Annotated in this window: 15 protein-coding genes; 5 read left to right on the top strand and 10 right to left on the bottom strand. The window is 67.1% G+C overall.

What is annotated here, in order from left to right:
• Positions 1-26: 26 nt before the first annotated feature.
• From ABD260_RS17415 to dxs, 5 genes are all read right to left on the bottom strand, one after another.
• Positions 27-1298, bottom strand: a complete 1272-nt coding sequence (locus ABD260_RS17415; RefSeq protein ID WP_344234619.1) for a peptidase MA family metallohydrolase — start codon at positions 1296-1298, stop codon at positions 27-29.
• 62 nt (positions 1299-1360) lie between these two features.
• Positions 1361-2842: an amino acid permease gene (locus ABD260_RS17420; protein WP_344234620.1), complete on the bottom strand. Its 1482-nt coding sequence runs from the start codon at positions 2840-2842 to the stop codon at positions 1361-1363.
• An 87-nt stretch (positions 2843-2929) separates the two neighbouring features.
• Positions 2930-4276 (bottom strand): hypothetical protein, encoded by a 1347-nt coding sequence (locus tag ABD260_RS17425; protein ID WP_344234621.1) that lies wholly within the window; start codon positions 4274-4276, stop codon positions 2930-2932.
• Between the two features lie 66 nt (positions 4277-4342).
• A complete protein-coding gene (locus tag ABD260_RS17430; protein WP_344234622.1) occupies positions 4343-5614 on the bottom strand; it encodes a hypothetical protein in 1272 nt (423 codons plus the stop codon).
• Between the two features lie 83 nt (positions 5615-5697).
• Complete coding sequence (dxs, locus tag ABD260_RS17435; protein ID WP_344234623.1) at positions 5698-7587, bottom strand: 1-deoxy-D-xylulose-5-phosphate synthase; 1890 nt, start codon at positions 7585-7587, stop codon at positions 5698-5700.
• A gap of 157 nt (positions 7588-7744) precedes the next feature.
• Between dxs and ABD260_RS17440 the strand changes: the two genes are divergently transcribed.
• Positions 7745-8251 (top strand): DUF402 domain-containing protein, encoded by a 507-nt coding sequence (locus tag ABD260_RS17440; RefSeq protein ID WP_344234624.1) that lies wholly within the window; start codon positions 7745-7747, stop codon positions 8249-8251.
• A gap of 671 nt (positions 8252-8922) precedes the next feature.
• Here the strand turns inward: ABD260_RS17440 and ABD260_RS17445 are convergent.
• Together ABD260_RS17445 and ABD260_RS17450 are read right to left on the bottom strand one after the other, a co-directional pair.
• Positions 8923-9471, bottom strand: coding sequence for a hypothetical protein (locus ABD260_RS17445; RefSeq protein WP_344234625.1), 549 nt, complete (start codon positions 9469-9471; stop codon positions 8923-8925).
• 32 nt (positions 9472-9503) lie between these two features.
• Positions 9504-10073, bottom strand: coding sequence for a suppressor of fused domain protein (locus ABD260_RS17450; protein WP_344234626.1), 570 nt, complete (start codon positions 10071-10073; stop codon positions 9504-9506).
• 82 nt (positions 10074-10155) lie between these two features.
• Between ABD260_RS17450 and ABD260_RS17455 the strand changes: the two genes are divergently transcribed.
• Both ABD260_RS17455 and ABD260_RS17460 read left to right on the top strand, forming a co-directional pair.
• Positions 10156-10650, top strand: a complete 495-nt coding sequence (locus ABD260_RS17455; protein ID WP_344234627.1) for a DUF402 domain-containing protein — start codon at positions 10156-10158, stop codon at positions 10648-10650.
• A gap of 243 nt (positions 10651-10893) precedes the next feature.
• Positions 10894-11997 carry an alpha/beta hydrolase gene (locus tag ABD260_RS17460; RefSeq protein WP_344234628.1) on the top strand — a complete coding sequence of 368 codons (1104 nt, stop codon included), beginning with the start codon at positions 10894-10896 and terminating at the stop codon, positions 11995-11997.
• Here ABD260_RS17460 and ABD260_RS17465 read toward each other — a convergent pair.
• Positions 11986-13494 (bottom strand): CocE/NonD family hydrolase, encoded by a 1509-nt coding sequence (locus tag ABD260_RS17465; protein ID WP_344234629.1) that lies wholly within the window; start codon positions 13492-13494, stop codon positions 11986-11988. The genes ABD260_RS17460 and ABD260_RS17465 overlap by 12 nt on opposite strands.
• A gap of 131 nt (positions 13495-13625) precedes the next feature.
• On the opposite strand from ABD260_RS17465, the gene ABD260_RS17470 reads away from it, so the two are divergent.
• Both ABD260_RS17470 and ABD260_RS17475 read left to right on the top strand, forming a co-directional pair.
• Positions 13626-15533: a Na+/H+ antiporter gene (locus ABD260_RS17470; RefSeq protein ID WP_344234630.1), complete on the top strand. Its 1908-nt coding sequence runs from the start codon at positions 13626-13628 to the stop codon at positions 15531-15533.
• 13 nt (positions 15534-15546) lie between these two features.
• Positions 15547-15963, top strand: a complete 417-nt coding sequence (locus ABD260_RS17475) for an HIT family protein (RefSeq protein ID WP_344234631.1) — start codon at positions 15547-15549, stop codon at positions 15961-15963.
• On the opposite strand, the gene ABD260_RS17480 is transcribed toward ABD260_RS17475, so the two are convergent.
• Positions 15960-16433, bottom strand: a complete 474-nt coding sequence (locus ABD260_RS17480) for a GNAT family N-acetyltransferase (RefSeq protein ID WP_344234632.1) — start codon at positions 16431-16433, stop codon at positions 15960-15962. The two genes, ABD260_RS17475 and ABD260_RS17480, sit on opposite strands and share 4 nt — an antisense overlap.
• A 193-nt stretch (positions 16434-16626) precedes the next feature.
• Positions 16627-17103 (bottom strand): HEAT repeat domain-containing protein, encoded by a 477-nt coding sequence (locus ABD260_RS17485; protein ID WP_344234633.1) that lies wholly within the window; start codon positions 17101-17103, stop codon positions 16627-16629.
• Positions 17104-18438: the final 1335 nt, after the last annotated feature.

Raw genomic sequence — 18438 nt, forward strand, 5'->3', positions numbered from 1 at the left:
CGGAAGCCCGCTCCGTCCCCCAGCAGTCAGCCCTTGAAGGACTTGGTGGCTTTCACGAGTTCGGCTGGGGTTAGGCCGGCGGTTTTCAGGGCTGGGTCGCCCTTTTGGGACATTGTTGTGTAGAGGGTGGCGAGTTTCTTTTCGCCCAGGTGGTTGGCCAGGTATTCGACGATCCACCAGCTGGTGCCGTACGCGAGGTTCGGGTCGGACTGGAAGGTGGCGTTGGTCGGGAGGGACTTGAGCACCGGCAGGTACGCGGTGCGGACGCGTTTGCGGTACGGGTCGACTGTCCAATGCGGATCGTCTTCGATCGAGCGGCAGCGGACGTACTCGGCCAACCCCTCGACCAGCCAGATCGGAGCGGACTGACCTAGCGTGGCGGTCGCGACGTGGGTCATTTCGTGGACCAGCAGGTCCTTGTCGAGCTTCTTGCGCAGGGCTGGATTGACCACGATGCGGCTGCCGATCGGGCGGCCGGCCGGCTTTCCGATCTGTTCGCCGTCGTAGAGCGTCACGGCCTTTGCCGCAATCGTCCAGCCTTCGCCCGTACCGGTGGTCCACAAGGTCGACAGCACTTGCACGTCAGGCATCGCGACGACCAGGACAGCGCCGTTCCACGGGCGTTTCCAGTGTTTCTGTACGGACTTCACGGCCTTCTGCGCGACCTGCGCCACTTTCGTACCGAGGGCGGCTTCGCGCTTGTCCACGACCACGACGACCGTTCCGCGCCGTACCACCGCGACCGGCTCGTAATCCCACGGCTGCCGATGCCCGTCGCGGCTCAGGTAATCATCGGTCGCCGTGTCGTCGACCAGCACCCACGCCCCGCGCCGTTGCACGAACGTGTACCCGAGGTCGGTCTGCACCGGGCTGGGATCGAGCCCCTTCAGCTGGTACCGCATCATCACCCGGGTCGAGTACGTCGTCGGACCGTACTTCGCGACCAGCCCGGGCACCGGCCCCAACGCATCGGCCGTGAAGTACTTCAACGACGCGAACCCGAACGTCCGGAGATTCACGAACAACAACCGCTGCCGCGCCACCAGTGCGGTCTGTTTCGCGTCGACCGGAGCCAGGAACCCCTTCAGGTCACCTTTCAGAACCGCCGCGGCCCGACGAGCAAGTACCGCATCGAGTCCCCGCGTACGCGTCGCGTCCTGATCGGGCGGCGCTTCCACAGCAGCGGCGGTACTGCCAGCTGGCGCATCACCAGGCCGCTCCCGGACAGCGACAACAGCGGCCGACGCGGCAAGGGCCAGCGCGGCAACGCCCGCGTACAGGCGTTTCGGGTGTTTCATTGGTGATCCCCTCGAATGGTCGGCTGATCCTAGCGTCAGCCGACCATTCGAGGAGCTGAACCTCAGGCCTTCTGTACCTCGCCGGTCTTCTCTTCCAGACCGACCCGGCTCTTCTTGTGGCCGTACAGGAAGTAGATCGCGAAGCCGAGCGCCATCCAGATCAGGAAGCGGATCCAGGTCTCCAGCGACAGGTTCACCATCAGGTACACGCAGATCAGCGCCGCGATGATCGGGATCACCGGGTTCAGCGGCACCGTGAACGAACGCTTGATGTCCGGCCGGCTCTTGCGCAGCAGCGGCACCGCGATCGAGACCAGCGTGAACGCGGCCAGCGTGCCGATGTTCACCATTTCCTCGAGCTTGCCGATCGGCGTCACGCCCGCCACGATCGCCACCACGATGCCGATCGAGATCGTCAGGCGGTACGGCGTACCCCACTTCGGGTGCGTCTTGCCGAGCTGCCGCGGCAGCAGGTGGTCACGGCTCATCGCGAACACGACCCGCGCGGCACCGATCATCAGCGTCAGCACGACGGTGGTCAGACCGGCGACCGCACCGGCCGAGATCAACGTCGCGAACCCGCCCTTGCCGACCGACTTGAACGCTTCCGCGAGGGCCGCCTTCGGATCGATCTCGTTGTACTTCACCATGCCCGTGATCACGATGCAGACCAGCACGTACAGCACCGTGCAGATGACCAGCGAACCGATGATGCCGCGGGGCAGGTCGCGCTGCGGGTTCTTGGCCTCTTCGGCGGTCGTCGCGACCACGTCGAACCCGATGAACGCGAAGAACACCAGCGCGGCGCCGGACACCAGGCCGGCGACACCGAACGTGGACGGCGTGAACCCGAGCACTGCCTGGATCAGCGGCGTGGTCAGCTCCACCTTGCCGCCCGGCGACGGAACACTCGCCGGGACGAACGGCGACAGGTTCGAACCCTTGATGTAGAACAGGCCGGCGACGATCACGAACAGCACCACGAAGAGCTTGATCGCGACCAGGACCAGGTTGACGCGCAGCGATTCCTTGATGCCGATCGTCGCAAGCGTGCCCAGCACGAGCACCAGCAGCATCGCGAGGATGTTCACGCTGCTGCCCGGGCCGATCGACGACGGCCAGCCGAGGCCGATCTGGTTCAGGAACAGCGCGGCGTACTCGGACCAGCCCTGCGCCACCACGCTCGCGCCGAGCATCAGCTCCAGCAACAGGTCCCAGCCGATGATCCAGGCGAAGATCTCACCGAGGGAGAAGTACGAGAACGTGTACGCCGATCCGGACACCGGAACCGTCGACGAGAACTCGGCGTAGCACAACGCGGCCAGACCACAGCAGATCGCGGCCAGGACGAACGACAGCGCGATACTCGGACCGGCGTACTGCGCGGCTGCCTTACCGGTCAGGGTGAAGATGCCGGCACCGATGATGACGCCGATACCGAAGACCGTGAGGTCGATCGCGGTGAGGCGTTTCTTGAGCTGGTACTCCGGCTCGTCGGTGTCGGCGATCGATTGCTCGATCGTCTTCTTCCGGACAAGACTCATCTGCGCCTCCTCGACTGTGCCCGATCAAAGGCATGGACGGAACCATTCGAGAGTGCACTCTCTAACAGTGGGGGGTCAATTCACCACTCAGCGTTGCGGCTGGTATGTTGCGAGCCCGTTCCAAAGTGTCGCCTCGGTCAGGCCGGTGTGATCCTGCAGGATCCGGTCGCGCGCGGCCTGGTCGGTACCGTTGCGGGCCAGGTCCTCGTACAGTTCCTCAACCTTGGCAAGACCGAGCCGCCGGACCAGGTACCGGACGGCGATCCAGCTGACGCCGTACACATCGGCCGAGTTCTGGTAGAAGCCGGCGTCGGTCGGCAGCGCGGTCAGCTGCGGCAGCGCGTCGTCGATCACCTCCTGCTCCCACTTGCCGACTCCGGTCGCCCCGCTCAGCGCCTCGATCCCGCGCCAGGACACATACTCCGCGGCGCCTTCGGCCAGCCACAACGGCTCGTACCCGCCGAGGTCCGCGGTCGCGACATGGGTGATCTCGTGTGAGAGAAGAATCTCGTCGACGCGGTCCCGCTCGTTCGGGTTGACCACAATGTAGCCCCCGGCAACGGTTCCGTCGGCGGTGTCCTGACCGGGCAGCGACGAGAACGTCGATCCGGTACTGGCCGCCGACTCGATGTCCTCGTCGGCGAACCGCGCGTCCCGTACGTCGGTTTCGTCGAGTGCGATCACGAACACCGACCCGGTCCACTTCCGCGGCCAGTACGCCGCGACTTCCGCGATCCCCTGCTTCGCCGCGGCGACGATCGCCCGGCCGCGCTTGGTGTCGCCCTTCTCGACCACGACCAGCACCCGTGGCCCGCGCTGCACCTCGATCCGGCCCAGATCCCAGGCCTCGCGATGCGCGCCCGGTCCGAGGTCGGTGTCGAGTTCGTTGTCGGCCGTCAGCAGCCACTGGCCGCCGCGGGCGACGAACGTGTACCCGAGCTCGGTCGTCACCGGCACGTGATCGACCTTCGGAATCTGGTAGCGCATCAAGATCCGGACCAGGTACGTCGTCCGCCCGTGCGCCTTGAGGATCGCCGGATTGAACCGTTCTTCGGCCTGGCTGTAGCCGAGCTCGGTGAAGCCGATCTCCATCAGGTTGGCGAACAGGATCTTCTGCGCGGCGCGGAGCTTCTTGTTGGCCGGGTCCACATCCGCCAGGAACATCGCCTCGTCGCCGTTCTGGACGGCCTGCGCGCGCCGGATCAGGATCGTGTCGATGGCGACCCGGCGGGCGGCGATCGCGGTGGCGAGTCGCGACGGCTTCGAGGTGGTGGCGGGGGCCGGGGTGGGCGTCGCGGTGGCGGTCCGGGCGTCCTGCTGGCGGTCTTCAACGGTGTAGACCACTCCGCCCGAGACCAGCGCGACCGCCAGCAGCAGCCCCAGCCAGCGGCGGGGTCCGTGCGTGGGCGCGGATCTGGGCGTAGTAATGCTCACTTCGGGTCGTTCCCCTCCGAGTACCCGATGGTCGCAGCCGGGCTACCCTACTCGACCGCCGCGCGTTTACGCTGCCGCGGCAGCCTTCAGGGCCCGGAAAAGTCCGGCCTCGGTCATCCCCAGGTGCTCGGTCATGATCCGGTCCCGCTGCGGCTGGGTAGTGCCGAGCGCCGCCAGCTCGCGGTACAGCGTGCCGACCTCCGTACCCCCGAAGCGGTTGAACAGGTAGTCGAGCGCCAGCCAGGACAGCGGGTACGAGCTGCCGGCCTGGTCGAAGAACGTCGCATCCGCGGGCAGGCTCTTCGCCTTGGCCAGGTACTTGGTCCGGACATCCTGCCGGTACTGGGCCAGGGCCAGCGGTTTCGCACCATCCATCGGCAGGAACTCGATGTACGTCGCGGCGCCCTCGACCAGCCAGCGCGGCGCATACGGCCCGTACGGCGCGGTCGCGACATGGGTGAACTCGTGCGCCAGCGTCCGGGCGTCGACCTTGTCCCGGTTGCGCGGGTTCACCACCACGTACGAGTCGGCGCGCTCCCCCGCACCGGTCACTTCACCGGGCAGCGTGCGGTACACGAACGTCGCCATCGCCAGCGCGTCCTCGGCGTTCTTCGGCTGACTGTAGTCGGCGCCACGGACAATCTTGCTGTCCAGCGCGATCACGACGCCGGAGCCGTTCCAGCCGCCCGGCCAGCTCTTCGTGACGGCCTTCACCGCGCTGACCGACATCGTCACCAGCCGGTCCGCTAGGGCCTCCTGCCCCTTGTCCACAACCACCAGGACGCGGGGCGCGCGCTTGACCAGTACCAGGCCCTCGTCCCAGGCCTCCTGATGCGAGCCGCGCGGGAGACGCTTGTCGAGATCGGAGTCGGAGACGAGCATCCAGGTGCCGTTCGGCCGCTGGGTGAAGGTGTAGCCGAGCATGGCGCGTACGGGCACCAGGTCGATCCCGCTGATCTGGTACGTCATCGCGACCGCCACCAAGTACGTCGACGGGCCGTACTTCTGGGTGATGCCGTCGTCGTACTGCTGGCCGAGCTGCTGGTACGCGAGTTTGGCGAAACCGAACTGGCGAAGGTTCGTGTACAGGGTCTGCTGACGGCTGACCAGCTCGGTGTCACCGGGATCGACGTCGGCCAGGAACTCCTTCGCGTTGCCGTTCAGCACCGCCTGGGCGCGCCGCTTCAGCACCTGGTCCACGGCGGCGGCGCGGGCGGCCAGGTCGACACTCGGCGTACCAGCCGCGGCATCCGCCGTACCGGCCGAGTGGTCGGTGGAATGATGCAGCGCGAGCCCGCCGGCGACCGCGGCCGCCACCAGCACCAGTGAGATCAGCACCGGCCAAACCCGGGACCGGCGCCGCGCGGACGCATGTCTGCTGTGCCGCCCCGCCTCCGCCACGTCTCCGGTCCAGTACCGGCCTAGGCGTTGCTCTGGCTCTGGTGGCCGCTGGCCGGCTCGTTCAGCGCGTCGCCGTGCTGCTGCGTCATCAGCTCGGTGATCTCGCGGGCCAGCTCCTGACCGGTCAGACCGATCTCCTGCAGCACGGCAGCACGCTTGGCGTGCTCGAGGAACTGCTGCGGGATGCCGAAGTCGCGCACCGGTGTCGGAACCCCGGCATCGCGAAGCGCCTGCGCGATCATCGAACCGCAGCCGCCGGCGCGGCCGTTGTCCTCGATCGTGACCAGCAGCTTGAACTTGCCGGCCAGCTCGACGAGCGCCGGATCGACCGGCTTCACCCAGCGCGGGTCGACGACGGTGACGCCGAACCCGTGCTGCTCGAGCCGCTGCGCCACATCCATCGCGGTCGCCGCCATCGCGCCGATCCCGACCACGAGCACATCCGTGCCGGAGCGCTTGAGTACGTCGGCCGCGCCGATCCGGTCGATCGCGTCGATGTCCGGGAAGACCTCACCCTTCGCGAACCGCAGCGCGGTCGGCCCATCGATCTCGACCGCCTCCGCGAGCAGCTCCTCCACCCGCTTACCGTCCCGTGGCGCGGCCAGCCGCAGACCAGGAACGGTTTGCAGGATCGACATGTCCCACATGCCGTTGTGGCTCGGTCCGTCGTCACCGGTGACACCGGCCCGGTCGAGTACGAACGTGACACCGCACTTGTGCAGCGCGACGTCCAGCAGGAGCTGGTCGAAGGCACGGTTCATGAACGTTGCGTACAGGCAGACGACCGGGTGCAGGCCACCGATCGCCAGGCCGGCCGCGCTGGTGACTGCGTGCTGCTCGGCGATGCCGACGTCGAACGTCCGGTCCGGGAACTCCTTGGCGAACGCGTGCAGGCCGGTCGGGTGCAGCATCGCCGCGGTGATCGCGACCACGTCCTTGCGGCGATGGCCGATCCGGACCAGCTCGTCGGAGAACACGTCGGTCCAGCCGCGTGGCTTGTTTGCCGGGCGGACCTGGTGGAAGTTGTCCTCCTCGTCCTGCTCGGCCGCGAGGTACCCGAAGCCCTTCTTCGTCACCGCGTGCACGATCACCGGGCCGCCGAAGGACTTCGCCTTCCGCAGCGCGTCCTCCATCGCCTCCCGGTCGTGACCGGCGACCGGGCCGATGTACTTCAGGCCGAGATCCTCGAACATGCCCTGCGGGGCGAGCATGTCCTTCAGGCCCTTCTTCACCCCGTGCAGCACCTCGTACATCGGCGGTCCGACGTACGGCGTACGCGCCATGTTCTTCTTGATCAGGTCGAGGACCTTCTCGTACCGCGGGTTCGTCCGCAGGCTGGTCAGGTGCGTCGCCAGGCCGCCGACCGTGTCGCTGTACGACCGGCCGTTGTCGTTGACGATGATGACCAGCTTCAGGTCCTTCGCGGCGGCGATGTTGTTCAGCGCCTCCCAGGCCATCCCGCCGGTCAGGCCGCCGTCGCCGATCAGCGCGACGACATGCCGGTCCTCGCCGCGCAGCCGGTACGCCTTGGCCAGGCCGTCCGCATACGACAACGCGGTCGAGGCGTGGCTGTTCTCGATCACGTCGTGCTCTGACTCGGCCTGGTTCGGGTAACCGGACAGGCCGCCCTGCTGACGCAGCGTGCTGAACTCCGACGCCCGGCCGGTGACCAGCTTGTGTACGTATGCCTGGTGGCCGACGTCGTAGAGCAACCGGTCCCGGGGCGAGTCGAACACGCGGTGCATCGCCAGCGTGATTTCCACCATGCCGAGGTTCGGACCCAGGTGACCGCCCGTCCGGGACACGGTCTCGACCAGCACATCCCGGATCTCCGCCGCAAGATCGGTGAGCTGCTCATCAGTCAGCTTCTTCAGGTCCGCCGGACCTTCTACCGCCTCCAGCACGCGCATCGAGCTCCTCCCGCCGGGTCGTCCTCGAATGCTTGAGTCTATGCACGGCCCGCCCGGATCCCGAACTCGGCCACGGCGTGCTGCATCTCACTGGTCAAGACGCTCGCCCTGGCCGGCCGGTTCGGGGCCGGCCGCCTCTTTCACTTAGGGTAACCGCATGGAGATGGTGACGACGCTGTTCCGCAAGTACGACGGACAGCCGCACCGCCTGGTCGAGGCGATCCGGCTCGGCGAGGACGAACACGGCCTCTGGGTGGGCTCCCTCCCCGGTACCCGCGGCCAGCGCGCCGACGGCAGCTGGACCACCATCGACCACCACCGCGTCCGCCTCTTCCCGCACGGCGAGTGGTGGAGCGCCCTCTTCAACGACACCGCACACCAGACCGCCATCTACTGCGACATCACCATGCCCGCCGAATTCGGCGTCGACACGGTCACCGCGGTCGACCTGGACCTGGACATCCGCCTACTGCGCGACGGCACCGTACACGTCATGGACGAGGACGAGTTCACCGAACACCAGCTCCGCTACAACTACCCACCCCAGGTAGTAGCCACCGCCCGCTCAGTCTGCGACCACCTGGCAGCCACCATCACCACCACAGAGCCTTTCACCACGGCCTACAAGCCGTACCTGGCCCAAATCCGCGCCCTGAGCACCTGAGCCCCCGCCCACCGCACGCCCGTACCGCTCTAGGCCGCCGCCACACGCCGTACAGCTCGCCTGCAGCCCGCCGTACGCGCTTTGCGGACTCAGCACCGCGACCCAGCGGCCACCCCCACGATCGGCCCTCGCCGGCTAGGAGCCCCCCTGAGCCGACAAGGACCGACCAATGACGACCCGCGGCCGACACCCCACCCATGCTCCGCGACCCCGCCCACCCGGTCCACACCCATCGCGAAACTTGCATGAACCTGCAGTCACTCACCGCCACCTTCCGGGATGCAGCTAGCGCACCACAACATGAATAAGGTCCGGCTCACGCGGATCGTTGACCCAAACCTCCACCGAAACAACAGGCTCGACACTCAACGCCAACAACTCGGTCCCCACCACATCAGAAACCACCAAAACCCCACTCGGCGTCGCCAGCACCCCAGCCCACGCCCTGGACAGCCCGCCCAACTCCCCCTCCCCGCGCCCCGCCACCCGCACCGTCGTCTCCCCATCAACCGCCGCCCGAGCACCAACCGCCAAGCAACTCCCGGTAGCCGCCACCACCCCAAACCCCATCGCTTCCGGAACCTCACCGGATTCCCGATCCCCAACCAGAACCACCGAATTCATCGGCGAGACCGCAACCGACATACTCACTGCCGCACCCTCCGTGAAACCTATAGGGCTATGTCTCTTCCCCAAGCAGACTCAGGCGCATCGAGCACCTGGTACGACTGCGCCATCTCCGGATCGGACAGAACAACAAGATTTTCAGGTTGATATCTGACCGATTCACCTTCCAACTCACCCAGCGCTACAACAATATGCTCGCCATTCGAGAATCCGATCCGCAACGCCCACGCGAACCAGCTGCCAGTCTCGGCTTCTTGTGTCGCGGCTCCAAAACTCACGATTCTCGAGCCGACAACCGATCGCCACGGCCGCAGCGCAGAGACATCACGGGCCGGAATGTCCTTGGTAGCCGCTTCATCCGGCGCAACCACCAACCGAAGAGACTCCTCAACGCCGTCGATGTACCACTCAAGCACGACGGTCACCGATTCCAACGTCAGAACAACAGCCTGGTCGACATCCTGCGCAGTCGCATCATGAAAATCGGACAGCTCACCCCGATAACCGACAGCTTGCAACTGCTGCCCAACCAGACTCCGCAGATGATTCAGCGAAATATTCCCAAGCCCACCGAAGGAATCAGAGATACTCATCAATACATCCACCTACCTAACACCAATGCAACTCAAAGGACTATCGACTGGCGACTGAAGCTGGTTAGATCCGGGTCCTGTTCGACCAGCCGATCTTCGAACGCGTTCCAGCCGTTGAATGCCACGTACCGGGCCTCACCCGCAGTGATCGGGACGAGCCAGGCGATCACGATCGGACCATCGGGGCTCTCGCAGACGGCGAAGTCGTCAGGAAAATACACGGGCATCGCAACATAGAAAGCTTCCAGGAGCGACCCCGGAAGCAGCGGCCCGCGAGGACCGATGACCTCACCGCACAGAAAAGGCCTGCCGTAGCGCACCGCCTGCTCCCCGACCTGCTGCACCAAATGCGGCAACAGACCGGTCGCCGCCGTCTCACTGTCGGCCAGCATCAGCAACTCGTGCCGGATCGTCCGCCCGGCCTCAGGCAACCGCAACGGATACCGCCCCAACCCGAGCGTCGCAAAGCTCACCACCCCCTCGCCCGCACCCTGGTCGAACCACGCAATCTGGAACGGCATCTCCTCACCATCCGCATCCTGCGCCCACCCACCGCGGATCGGCCCGAGGTACCCCTCGAGATGCTCAATCAGTCCAGTCACGGGCACAGCCTCGCATCGGCGTCGTGAGTTGACGAGGCCGGCGCACAGGCGCGCGGACCGGTGGAGGGATAGGTTGGCGGTCATGCGGGATGTTCGGGTGGTTTATCGGAAGTTCGACGAGAAGCTGCACTGGCATCAGTGGATGCGGTATTTGGGGGAGGATTCGTACGGGGTGTGGCTGGGGGCGCCGGGTGGGGCGGTGTCGCAGCGGGGGGATGAGCCGGAGGTGACGCAGGAGCAGGCTCATGTGCAGTTGTTTCCGCGCGGGAAGTGGTTCACGGCGATCTTCAACGACGAGCCGCGGTACACCGAGATTTATGCCGATATCACCACGCCGGTGGAGTTTTCGGATGATGTGGTGACGATGATCGACCTCGACCTGGACGTGATCAAGCGGCGGGACGGGACGGTGTTCATCGACGACGAGGACGAGTTCGCGGAGCATCAGGTGAAGTACGGGTACCCGGCGGATGTGATCGCCACGGCGCGGCAGACGTGTGACTGGCTGGTCGGTGCGGTGTCGGCGGAGGAGCCGTTCTTGTCGGCGTACAAGGCGTATCTCGACAAGGTTCGTTAGCCCGCGGATGCGCGGACTGGGGGCGGCTGCGGCGGCGGTTGTGTTACTCGGTTCAGCGCTTGGAGCAGTGGTACCCGCCGCGCAGGTGGTCGGCGTGGCGCAGGCTCCTACAGCTGATGCGGTTCAGGCGGATTGCCTCGTTGCGGCGCCGGCCGGCGCTCGGTGTGAGCGGCTCGAAGTTCCGGCCGCGACCGCGCCACCCCCGACCTCGACTGCCCCGAAGCAGACAAGAGCTTCGCCGACATGTTCACCCGCACCGACGATCCGTACACCGAGGCCGAGCCGGTCGCCACAGCTATGCGGACCTGTCTGGACGACTTCCGGCGTACGGGCGGCGACCCCCGTGGCTACACCGCCCGCGCCGCCGCACTGGACCTCAAGGACCTCCGGCAGCAACTCGGCTACAAGACCTGGTCCCTGTACGGCCTGTCCTGGTCAACCGGCGTCATGGCCCAACTGGCCGCCCTGGACCCAACCGGCGTCGACGCGGTCGTGCTGGACTCGTTCAGCGCCCCCTCGGTCGACTTCGCCCAAGCAGGCTACGACGGTCTCCGCAGCAGCCTCGGCGACGCGTACGCCGACCTCCAGAAGGCGGCCGGCCAACTAGACGCCCACCCACAGGCGGTCCCCGGCCGCAAGCCCATCACCCACGAACCACGCACGTACGAGCTCACCGGCGACGACCTGGTCACCCTTGTGCATTCGGCCGCGTACGAGGTGGATCTACTGCCGCTCCTCCTGCATCAACTCGCGGCCGGCAAGTACGGTGCTCTGAACACGCTCGTCTCCGTCGGCATCGGCCAACTAGTCAGCCACAACCTCGGCCAGTACTGGTTGATGCAGTGCCAGGACGAGGTGCCGTACCGCACGACCGGAGCCCGCCACGCGCGTCCAGTCATCGCCTGGCTCGCCGCGGATGACGTGGTGTGCGCGAAGCTCGGACTGCCCCGCTCCCCCGCCACCACCCGCCAGCCTGTCCACTTCACTCAACCGACTCTCGTGCTCTCCGGCGCACAGGACCCGATCACACCTCCGCCCACAGCAGACAAGGCGTCCGCTGGGCTCCCCGACCTGCAGTTCGTCGAGTTCGCCGGCGTCGGTCACGCGGTGGTGCTGTCCAGCCGCTGCGGCCGCTCCATCGTCACAGCATGGCTAGAGCGACCCGGGCGTTCGCTAGAGCTAGAGCAGTGCCAAGGCAAGGCGCCGTACCAGGTGGTCCGTGCAGCGCTCCCCTGGTGGATACCCGCGCTCCGCAACACCCGGCGCCACGCTGCGGCTGCAGGAGCCGGCGCGATCTGGCTAGCCAGTCTGACGTGGTTCGTCGCGGTAGTAGTCCTACCGAGCTAGGTGTACGCGCAACGTCCCGTTCTTGAGCATCAGCACCCCGGGAAGTGGGCCGCGCTGACCCGCGTACATATCTGCCACCGGAGCGACCGTCAGGTACAAGTTCTGCCCCGCCGGCACATCAACCGCAACAGCAGGCAGCTCTATCGTCCGCCGCACCCCGCGCGCAGTGTGCTTCTCCCGCAGCGGCATCGTGTTGTTCTGCACCACCTTCGCAGTCAAAGCAGTCTTTCCAACACTCAACGCAAAGTACGCCGCCGACTGCGGAATCACCGTGTACACATCAGCGGTCACCGTCGGCGTACCGGCGATCGTCAACGGCCCTTTCGCGATCGGCAGGTTCACCGGCAAACCAGCCCCGGTCGGTACGACGATCTTGCCCAGCGAATAGCTCTTGTTCGCCGTCAAACTACGTTGCGTCAGGCAACGACCATTGGCAGTCGACAAATGGTACGTACCGAACCCACTCAACCCGGTCGCCTGATGCAACAACCGCAACTGCATGAACCGAATCGACAATGCGGAGAAATTCGGCGAACCAAGCGCAATTGAACAAGGATCACCAGCAACAGCGTAACCAGGCGGTACGACGGCCGGCAGCACATGCCCGCCGTTGTACCCGACGAGAATCGACTTCGCCCGCGCCCGTGCGGTGAGCGCACGATCGAAGTTCGCCAGCCCCTGGTTCAGGTTGAACAAATTGTCCGAGATCCCCTGCCCGAGCAGCACCGGGATATCCAGCCGACGCCCCTGCTGCACGTGCCACGCCGGCCCGTTGTGGGCGAAGAACGCGTCCAGCTCACGCCCCGCCTGCCCACTCGGCCACGCGCCGGTCGCGATCAGTGCGACGAATGCCTTCGAGACGGCGGGCGGAAGGTGCGTACCGCCGCCCGCGAACAGGATCGACAGCCACATCGTCCGGGCGGCCTCCTGCGGCGCAAGGCTCTGTTTGAGATCCCACCAGGTGATCTCCGGCGCCAGCGCATCGAACCGGGTCCGGCCGGAGTCGCGCAACTCGGTGAAGGCGCCCGCGAACTGGTACCCGCCGCCGTACGAACCGCCGATCGCCCCGATCAGCGGATCACCCGGTCGTTGCTTCGTCACCCAGTCCAGCCCCGCGACCAGGTCGACGAGCTTCACCACGTCACGGCCCTCGTAGTCCGGGTTCATCACGTGCGCGACGCCCGTACTCTCGCCGAAACTGCGCTGGTCGAAGCTCAGCACCCCGAAACCGGCGTCCAGCCAGTCCTTGAACGCGGCCGGGTCCTTGGTCCGGCTCCCGCCCCATCCGTGGCTGTGGAAGATCAGGGGTACGGTGTGCCGCGCCGACGCACCAGCTGGTTCGAACAGCGTGTAGCAGATCCGCACCGGCGTACTCGTACCAGGCTCAGGCACCGAATCGACACAGCCGTTGGTGACCGTACTGGTCGCGGCGGCCGGCACCACCGGCATCAGCAGCAACGCCACCACACCGAACAGAGCAAGCACACGACGCCGCATCAGTCACTCCCAGTGATCGACGAATCCCGCTTCGAACACGGTAGAGCCCGGTCCCGGCACTGACCAGACCCCGCGCTCAGCCGTCGGCGAACCGATGAGCGGAATCCGGCCCGCGCTGCGACACTGTGCCCGTGCATATCGCGATCGAGGTTGTCGCCCTGGTCGCCGTGGTCGCGGCGGGTGCCGCGCTCGCGCGGCGGATCGGGATCTCGGCTCCGCTGCTCCTGGTGGTGATCGGCGTCGCCGCGTCGTACCTGCCGTTCATCCCGCGCATCCACCTCGCCCCCGAAGTGGTGCTGGTCGGGTTCCTGCCACCGCTGCTCTACTCGGCCGCGATCAAGACCAGCCTGGTCGACTTCGCCAAGCACCGGCGCTCGATCGGGCTGCTGTCAGTCGGACTGGTCGCGTTCACCGCGCTCGGCGTCGGCGTCGTCACCTGGTGGTTGCTGGGCCGGGTCGCGGAGTCGATCGGCCAGGAGCCGCTGCCGTTCTGGGCCGCGTTCGCGATCGGCGCGGTGGTCGCGCCGCCCGACGCCGTTGCCGCGACCGCGATCGCCAGACGTGTCGGACTCCCCCGCCGGGTCGTGACGATCCTGGAAGGCGAGAGCCTGCTGAACGACGCGACCGCATTGGTCTGTCTGCGTACGGCAGTCGCGGCCGCTCTCGTCGCACCGACCGTGCTGCACGTCGGCCTGGACTTCCTCCGCGCGGCCGGTGGCGGCGTCCTGATCGGCATCGTGGTGACCTTCGTGCTCGCAAAGATCCGCCGCCGGTTCACCGATCCAGTACTGGACACCACGCTCAGTCTCACAGCACCCTTCATCGCGTACATCGCGGCGGAGAACCACTACGTACACGCATCCGGCGTCCTCGCGGTCGTCGTCACCGGCTTGCTGCTCGGGCACAAGGCGCCAATCATCCAATCGGCTAAATCCAGGATGTCGGAGCGCACCAACTGGCGTACGTTCCAGTTCTTGCTGGAGAACACGGTCTTCCTGCTGATCGGCCTGCAGACCCGGTGGATTCTCGACGACCTGTCCGCGAGCCCCCTGCCGACCTGGCTGATCGCGACCACGACGCTCGCGGTGTTCCTCGCGGTGGTGTTGCTGCGGCCGATCTGGGTGATCCCGACGACGTTCCTGTCCCGCCGGTTCCTCGGACCGTCGCGGCCCGGTCCGGTGAAGTTCCCGGCGCTGATCGTGGTGTCGTGGGCGGGGATGCGCGGCGTGGTCACGCTGGCCGCCGTCTTCACGCTGCCGGAGAACACTCCGCATCGCGAGGTGCTCGTCTTCATCGCGCTCGCCGTCACCGCGGGCACGTTGCTCGTCCAGGGCTCCACCCTGCCCTGGCTGGTCCGCCGCCTGCGGCTGCCCGGGCCGGACCCGGCCGAGGACGCGTTGCAGGAGGCGGCCGTACTGCAGGGTGCGCATCGGGCCGCGATCGAGCGGCTCGCCGAGGTTACGACCCCGGACGATCCGCCCGCGGTGCTCGACGTGCTGCGGCAGCGCGGCGAAGCCCGGGCGCAGGCCGCGTGGGAGCGGCTCGGGCGGCCGGAGAGCGAGTACGAAACGCCGAGCGAGGCGTACCGGCGGTTGCGGGTCGCGATGCTCGAGGCGGAGCGCGCGCACATCCTGAAAGTACGCGACGCCGGCCTGGTCGCGGACGAAGTACTGCAGCGGGCGCAGAACGCGCTCGACATCGAGGAATCGATCCTGGACCGCGACGAGGACGACGACGTCGGCGGCCGCTCCGAGAACCTGCGGCCGAAGGTACCGCCGGGCGGAGCGTGCGAGCACCTCGAGGAGGCCCCGGTCGTCGTCACGCCGAACACGCCGGACGGCTGCGAGGAGTGCATGGCGATCGGCCACGGCTGGGTGCATCTACGGTTGTGTCTCGGCTGCGGTCACGTCGGGTGCTGCGACTCGTCGGAACTGAAGCACGCCAGCAAGCACCACGACCAGACCAAGCACCCGGTGATGCGCAGCTTCGAACCAGGCGAAACCTGGCGCTGGTGCTTCATCGACGAGAAACTCGGCTAGGGAGCACTGTCATATGGCGGATTGTCTGTTTTGCTCGATCATCGCCGGTACGACGCCGGCGCAGATTGTCCTGGACACGCCGGACGTGGTGGGGTTCCTGGACGTACGGCCGGTGTTCAAAGGGCACACGTTGCTCGTACCGCGGACCCATGTTGACACGTTGGTCGAGTTGCCTGATGAGCTGACTGTTCCGTTGTTCGGGGCGGCTCGGTCGGTTGCGGACGCGGTGCGTACGGCGTTCGAGGCGCAGGGGTCGTTTGTCGCGGTGAACAACGTTGTGTCGCAGTCGGTGCCGCACCTTCACGTCCACGTGGTGCCGCGTACGAAGGGTGACGGGTTGCGGGGGTTCTTCTGGCCGCGCACCAAGTACGCCGATGCGGCTGAAGCCGAGGAGTACGCGGGGAAGTTGCGGGCGGCGTTGGGCGACTAGATTGTGCGCTCGTACTCGACTTGTGGGAGCAGGTTGTTGGCGCCGAAATCGTGGAGCTGGGTGGCGCCGGTTTCGGTGAAACCGCATTTCAGGTAGAACCGGCGGGATTGTGGGGTGTCACGGAGGGTCCAAAGGTGGACTCGCTCGAAGCCGTTCGCTTTGAGTTGGCGCAGGGTTGCTTGCATGAGCGCGGCCGACACGCCGGTACCCCAGCCGTCGGGGTGCGTGTAGAAGCTGTAGATCTCCGCCAGGCTCCCGTCAGGTGCGGGTCCTCCGGCAGCTGTGCGGGCGTGATCCGGCAACGACCACGACATCGCGAGCGGGCGGCCCTCGAGAAACCCGAGCATCACCAGCCCTTCCCCCTCCGCAATCCGCGCATGCCACCTGGTCCGCCGATCAGCGATCCCTGCGGCCGCAAACTCAGCCGAAAACCGAGGCGCGTACGCCGCCGCCCAAGACGCGGCATGCACTTCCCCAACTGCCTCCCCATCAGCAGCGGTCGCAACCCGCGCCAAAAAGCCGGCCGGCGCCGCCGCACCGGTCCCATCGCTCGTGCCGGCGGGGGTGGCGGCTGTCCTGTCGGTTGAGGTGGTGCGGTCGGGTGGAGCGGATGAGTTGGTCGGGGCGGGTGGGTTGGTCGGGGCGGGTGGGTTGGTGGGGGCGTCAGGGGATGGGGCGGTCAAGGCAGGTCTCCAGTTGGGTTTGGGCTCGGTGGGCGGCGCCGCGGACTGATTGGTCGGGATCGTCGAGAAGGGGGCGTAGTGCGGCAGCGTGTTCGTACTCGCCGGCGGCGCCGATCGCGCGTACTGTGGCGGCGCGCACGCGGGGTAGTTCGTGGGTGAGCATCGGGAGCAGCGCATCCACAAGCTGGCCGAGCTCACGTTGGGCGGTGATCTTCGCGACGTGCTCGCGTACGCGCCAGGCGGGATCGTTCGCCGCAATCAGCAAGGTGTCGACCACGTCGTCACGCCACACGTACAAGAAGACACGCGCCGCCCACACCCGCACCCAGTAGTAGTTGACCGGATCGACCGGCGTCTTCCACCCGCCCGGATTGTCCATCCCGGTCAGCGCGACGAGCCGCGGAAGCGCACTCCCGTACGCGTCTTCCCCGGAAACGTCGCCCCGAAGAAACGCCACCGCCCAATCCACCACAGTGTCCTCGCCGTACGCAGCACAAGCCGCCCGCACAACCTCCCGAGGCGCTTCCCGCTCCATTCCCACACCCCCACCCAACCACCCCACCCCGACACTTTGAGAACCCACCACGTACTCTCCGGCCGCAAAAGTACGCAGTAGCTTCCCAAAGCCAGAGTCACCGGCCCCAGCCACCGAGATCCAGCCGCCGAGACCCAGTTCGCCGAGTGCCAGCGTCGACCCCGCACTTTGCGGAGAGAAGGTGCCGAGACGCAGATTTTCCGAGAGCAGTCGCCGAGGCGCAGTTTGCGGAGAGAAGGTGCCGAGGCGCAGATTGCCGAGAGCAGTCGCCGAGGGCAGTTCAGAGGTGAACCTCCCGTGTTGCCCGTTCACCCCTCGCATGCAGCCGGTGAAGAAACAACCGCAGACGCTAACCCCTGAACTGGCCCCACCGAGGCACCCCGCTCGGATGCTGCTGCACAGCGCCGCCGCGCGGAGGCAGGTGCTCGCGGTGAGCGGGGCGGCGAGTGCTCGCGGTGGGCGCGGGCGTGAGTGGGGTGCGGCGGCGAGTGCTCGCGGAGGTGAGTGCTCGCGGTGAGCGCGGAGGCGAGTGCTCACGGAGGGCACGGAGATGGGTGCTCGCGGTGGGCGCGAAGACGAGTGCTCGCGGTGGGCGCCGCGGCGACGGCTGTGGCAAGTGGGGCGTGCGGAAGCTGCGGTGGCCTTCGCGCGGCGCGGAGGTAGGTACTCGCGGTGCGCGCGGCGGCGGGTGCTCACGGAGGGCGCGGAGGTGGTGCTCACCGTGGGCGCGGATGCGAGTGCTCGCGGTGGGCGCGCGGCGGCGGCTGTGGCGGGTGGAGCGTGCGGAGGCTGCGGTGGCCTTCGCGCGGGTCAGCTGAGCGTGAAGCCGGCCCAGCTCTGACGCCCTGTCCGGTACCGAAGGACGGGTAGTGGTCTGGCCAGCAGCAGCCGAACGCGGGTGCTGCACGCTCAGCATTCGGCGTTGGCGACCATGACTACCCGTCCTTCGGTACGCGGTGGAGCAGGCGGTTGGGTTTGCGAACGCGGCGGACGGCAGCTGTGGGTGGCCGGGTGGGAACGGGGTGGTTGAGGGCGGCGAGCGGGTGGTGGGGTGGTGGTTGCGGCGCGGATTCGGTTAGTCGAGTACCCGGTGCTGATCGGCGGGTTCATGGAGGTCGCCGCGCAGATCACCTGGTGGGCGCCGCGCGGTGGGTGACCACCGCGGGATGCCGCCGTCGGCGAGAGACGGCGTACGCGGAGGACGCGGAGGACGCGGAGGACGCGGAGGACGCGGAGGACGCGGAGGACGCGGAGGAC

The sequence above is a fragment of the Kribbella hippodromi genome (assembly GCF_039531045.1).
Taxonomy (GTDB): Bacteria; Actinomycetota; Actinomycetes; order Propionibacteriales; family Kribbellaceae; genus Kribbella; species Kribbella hippodromi.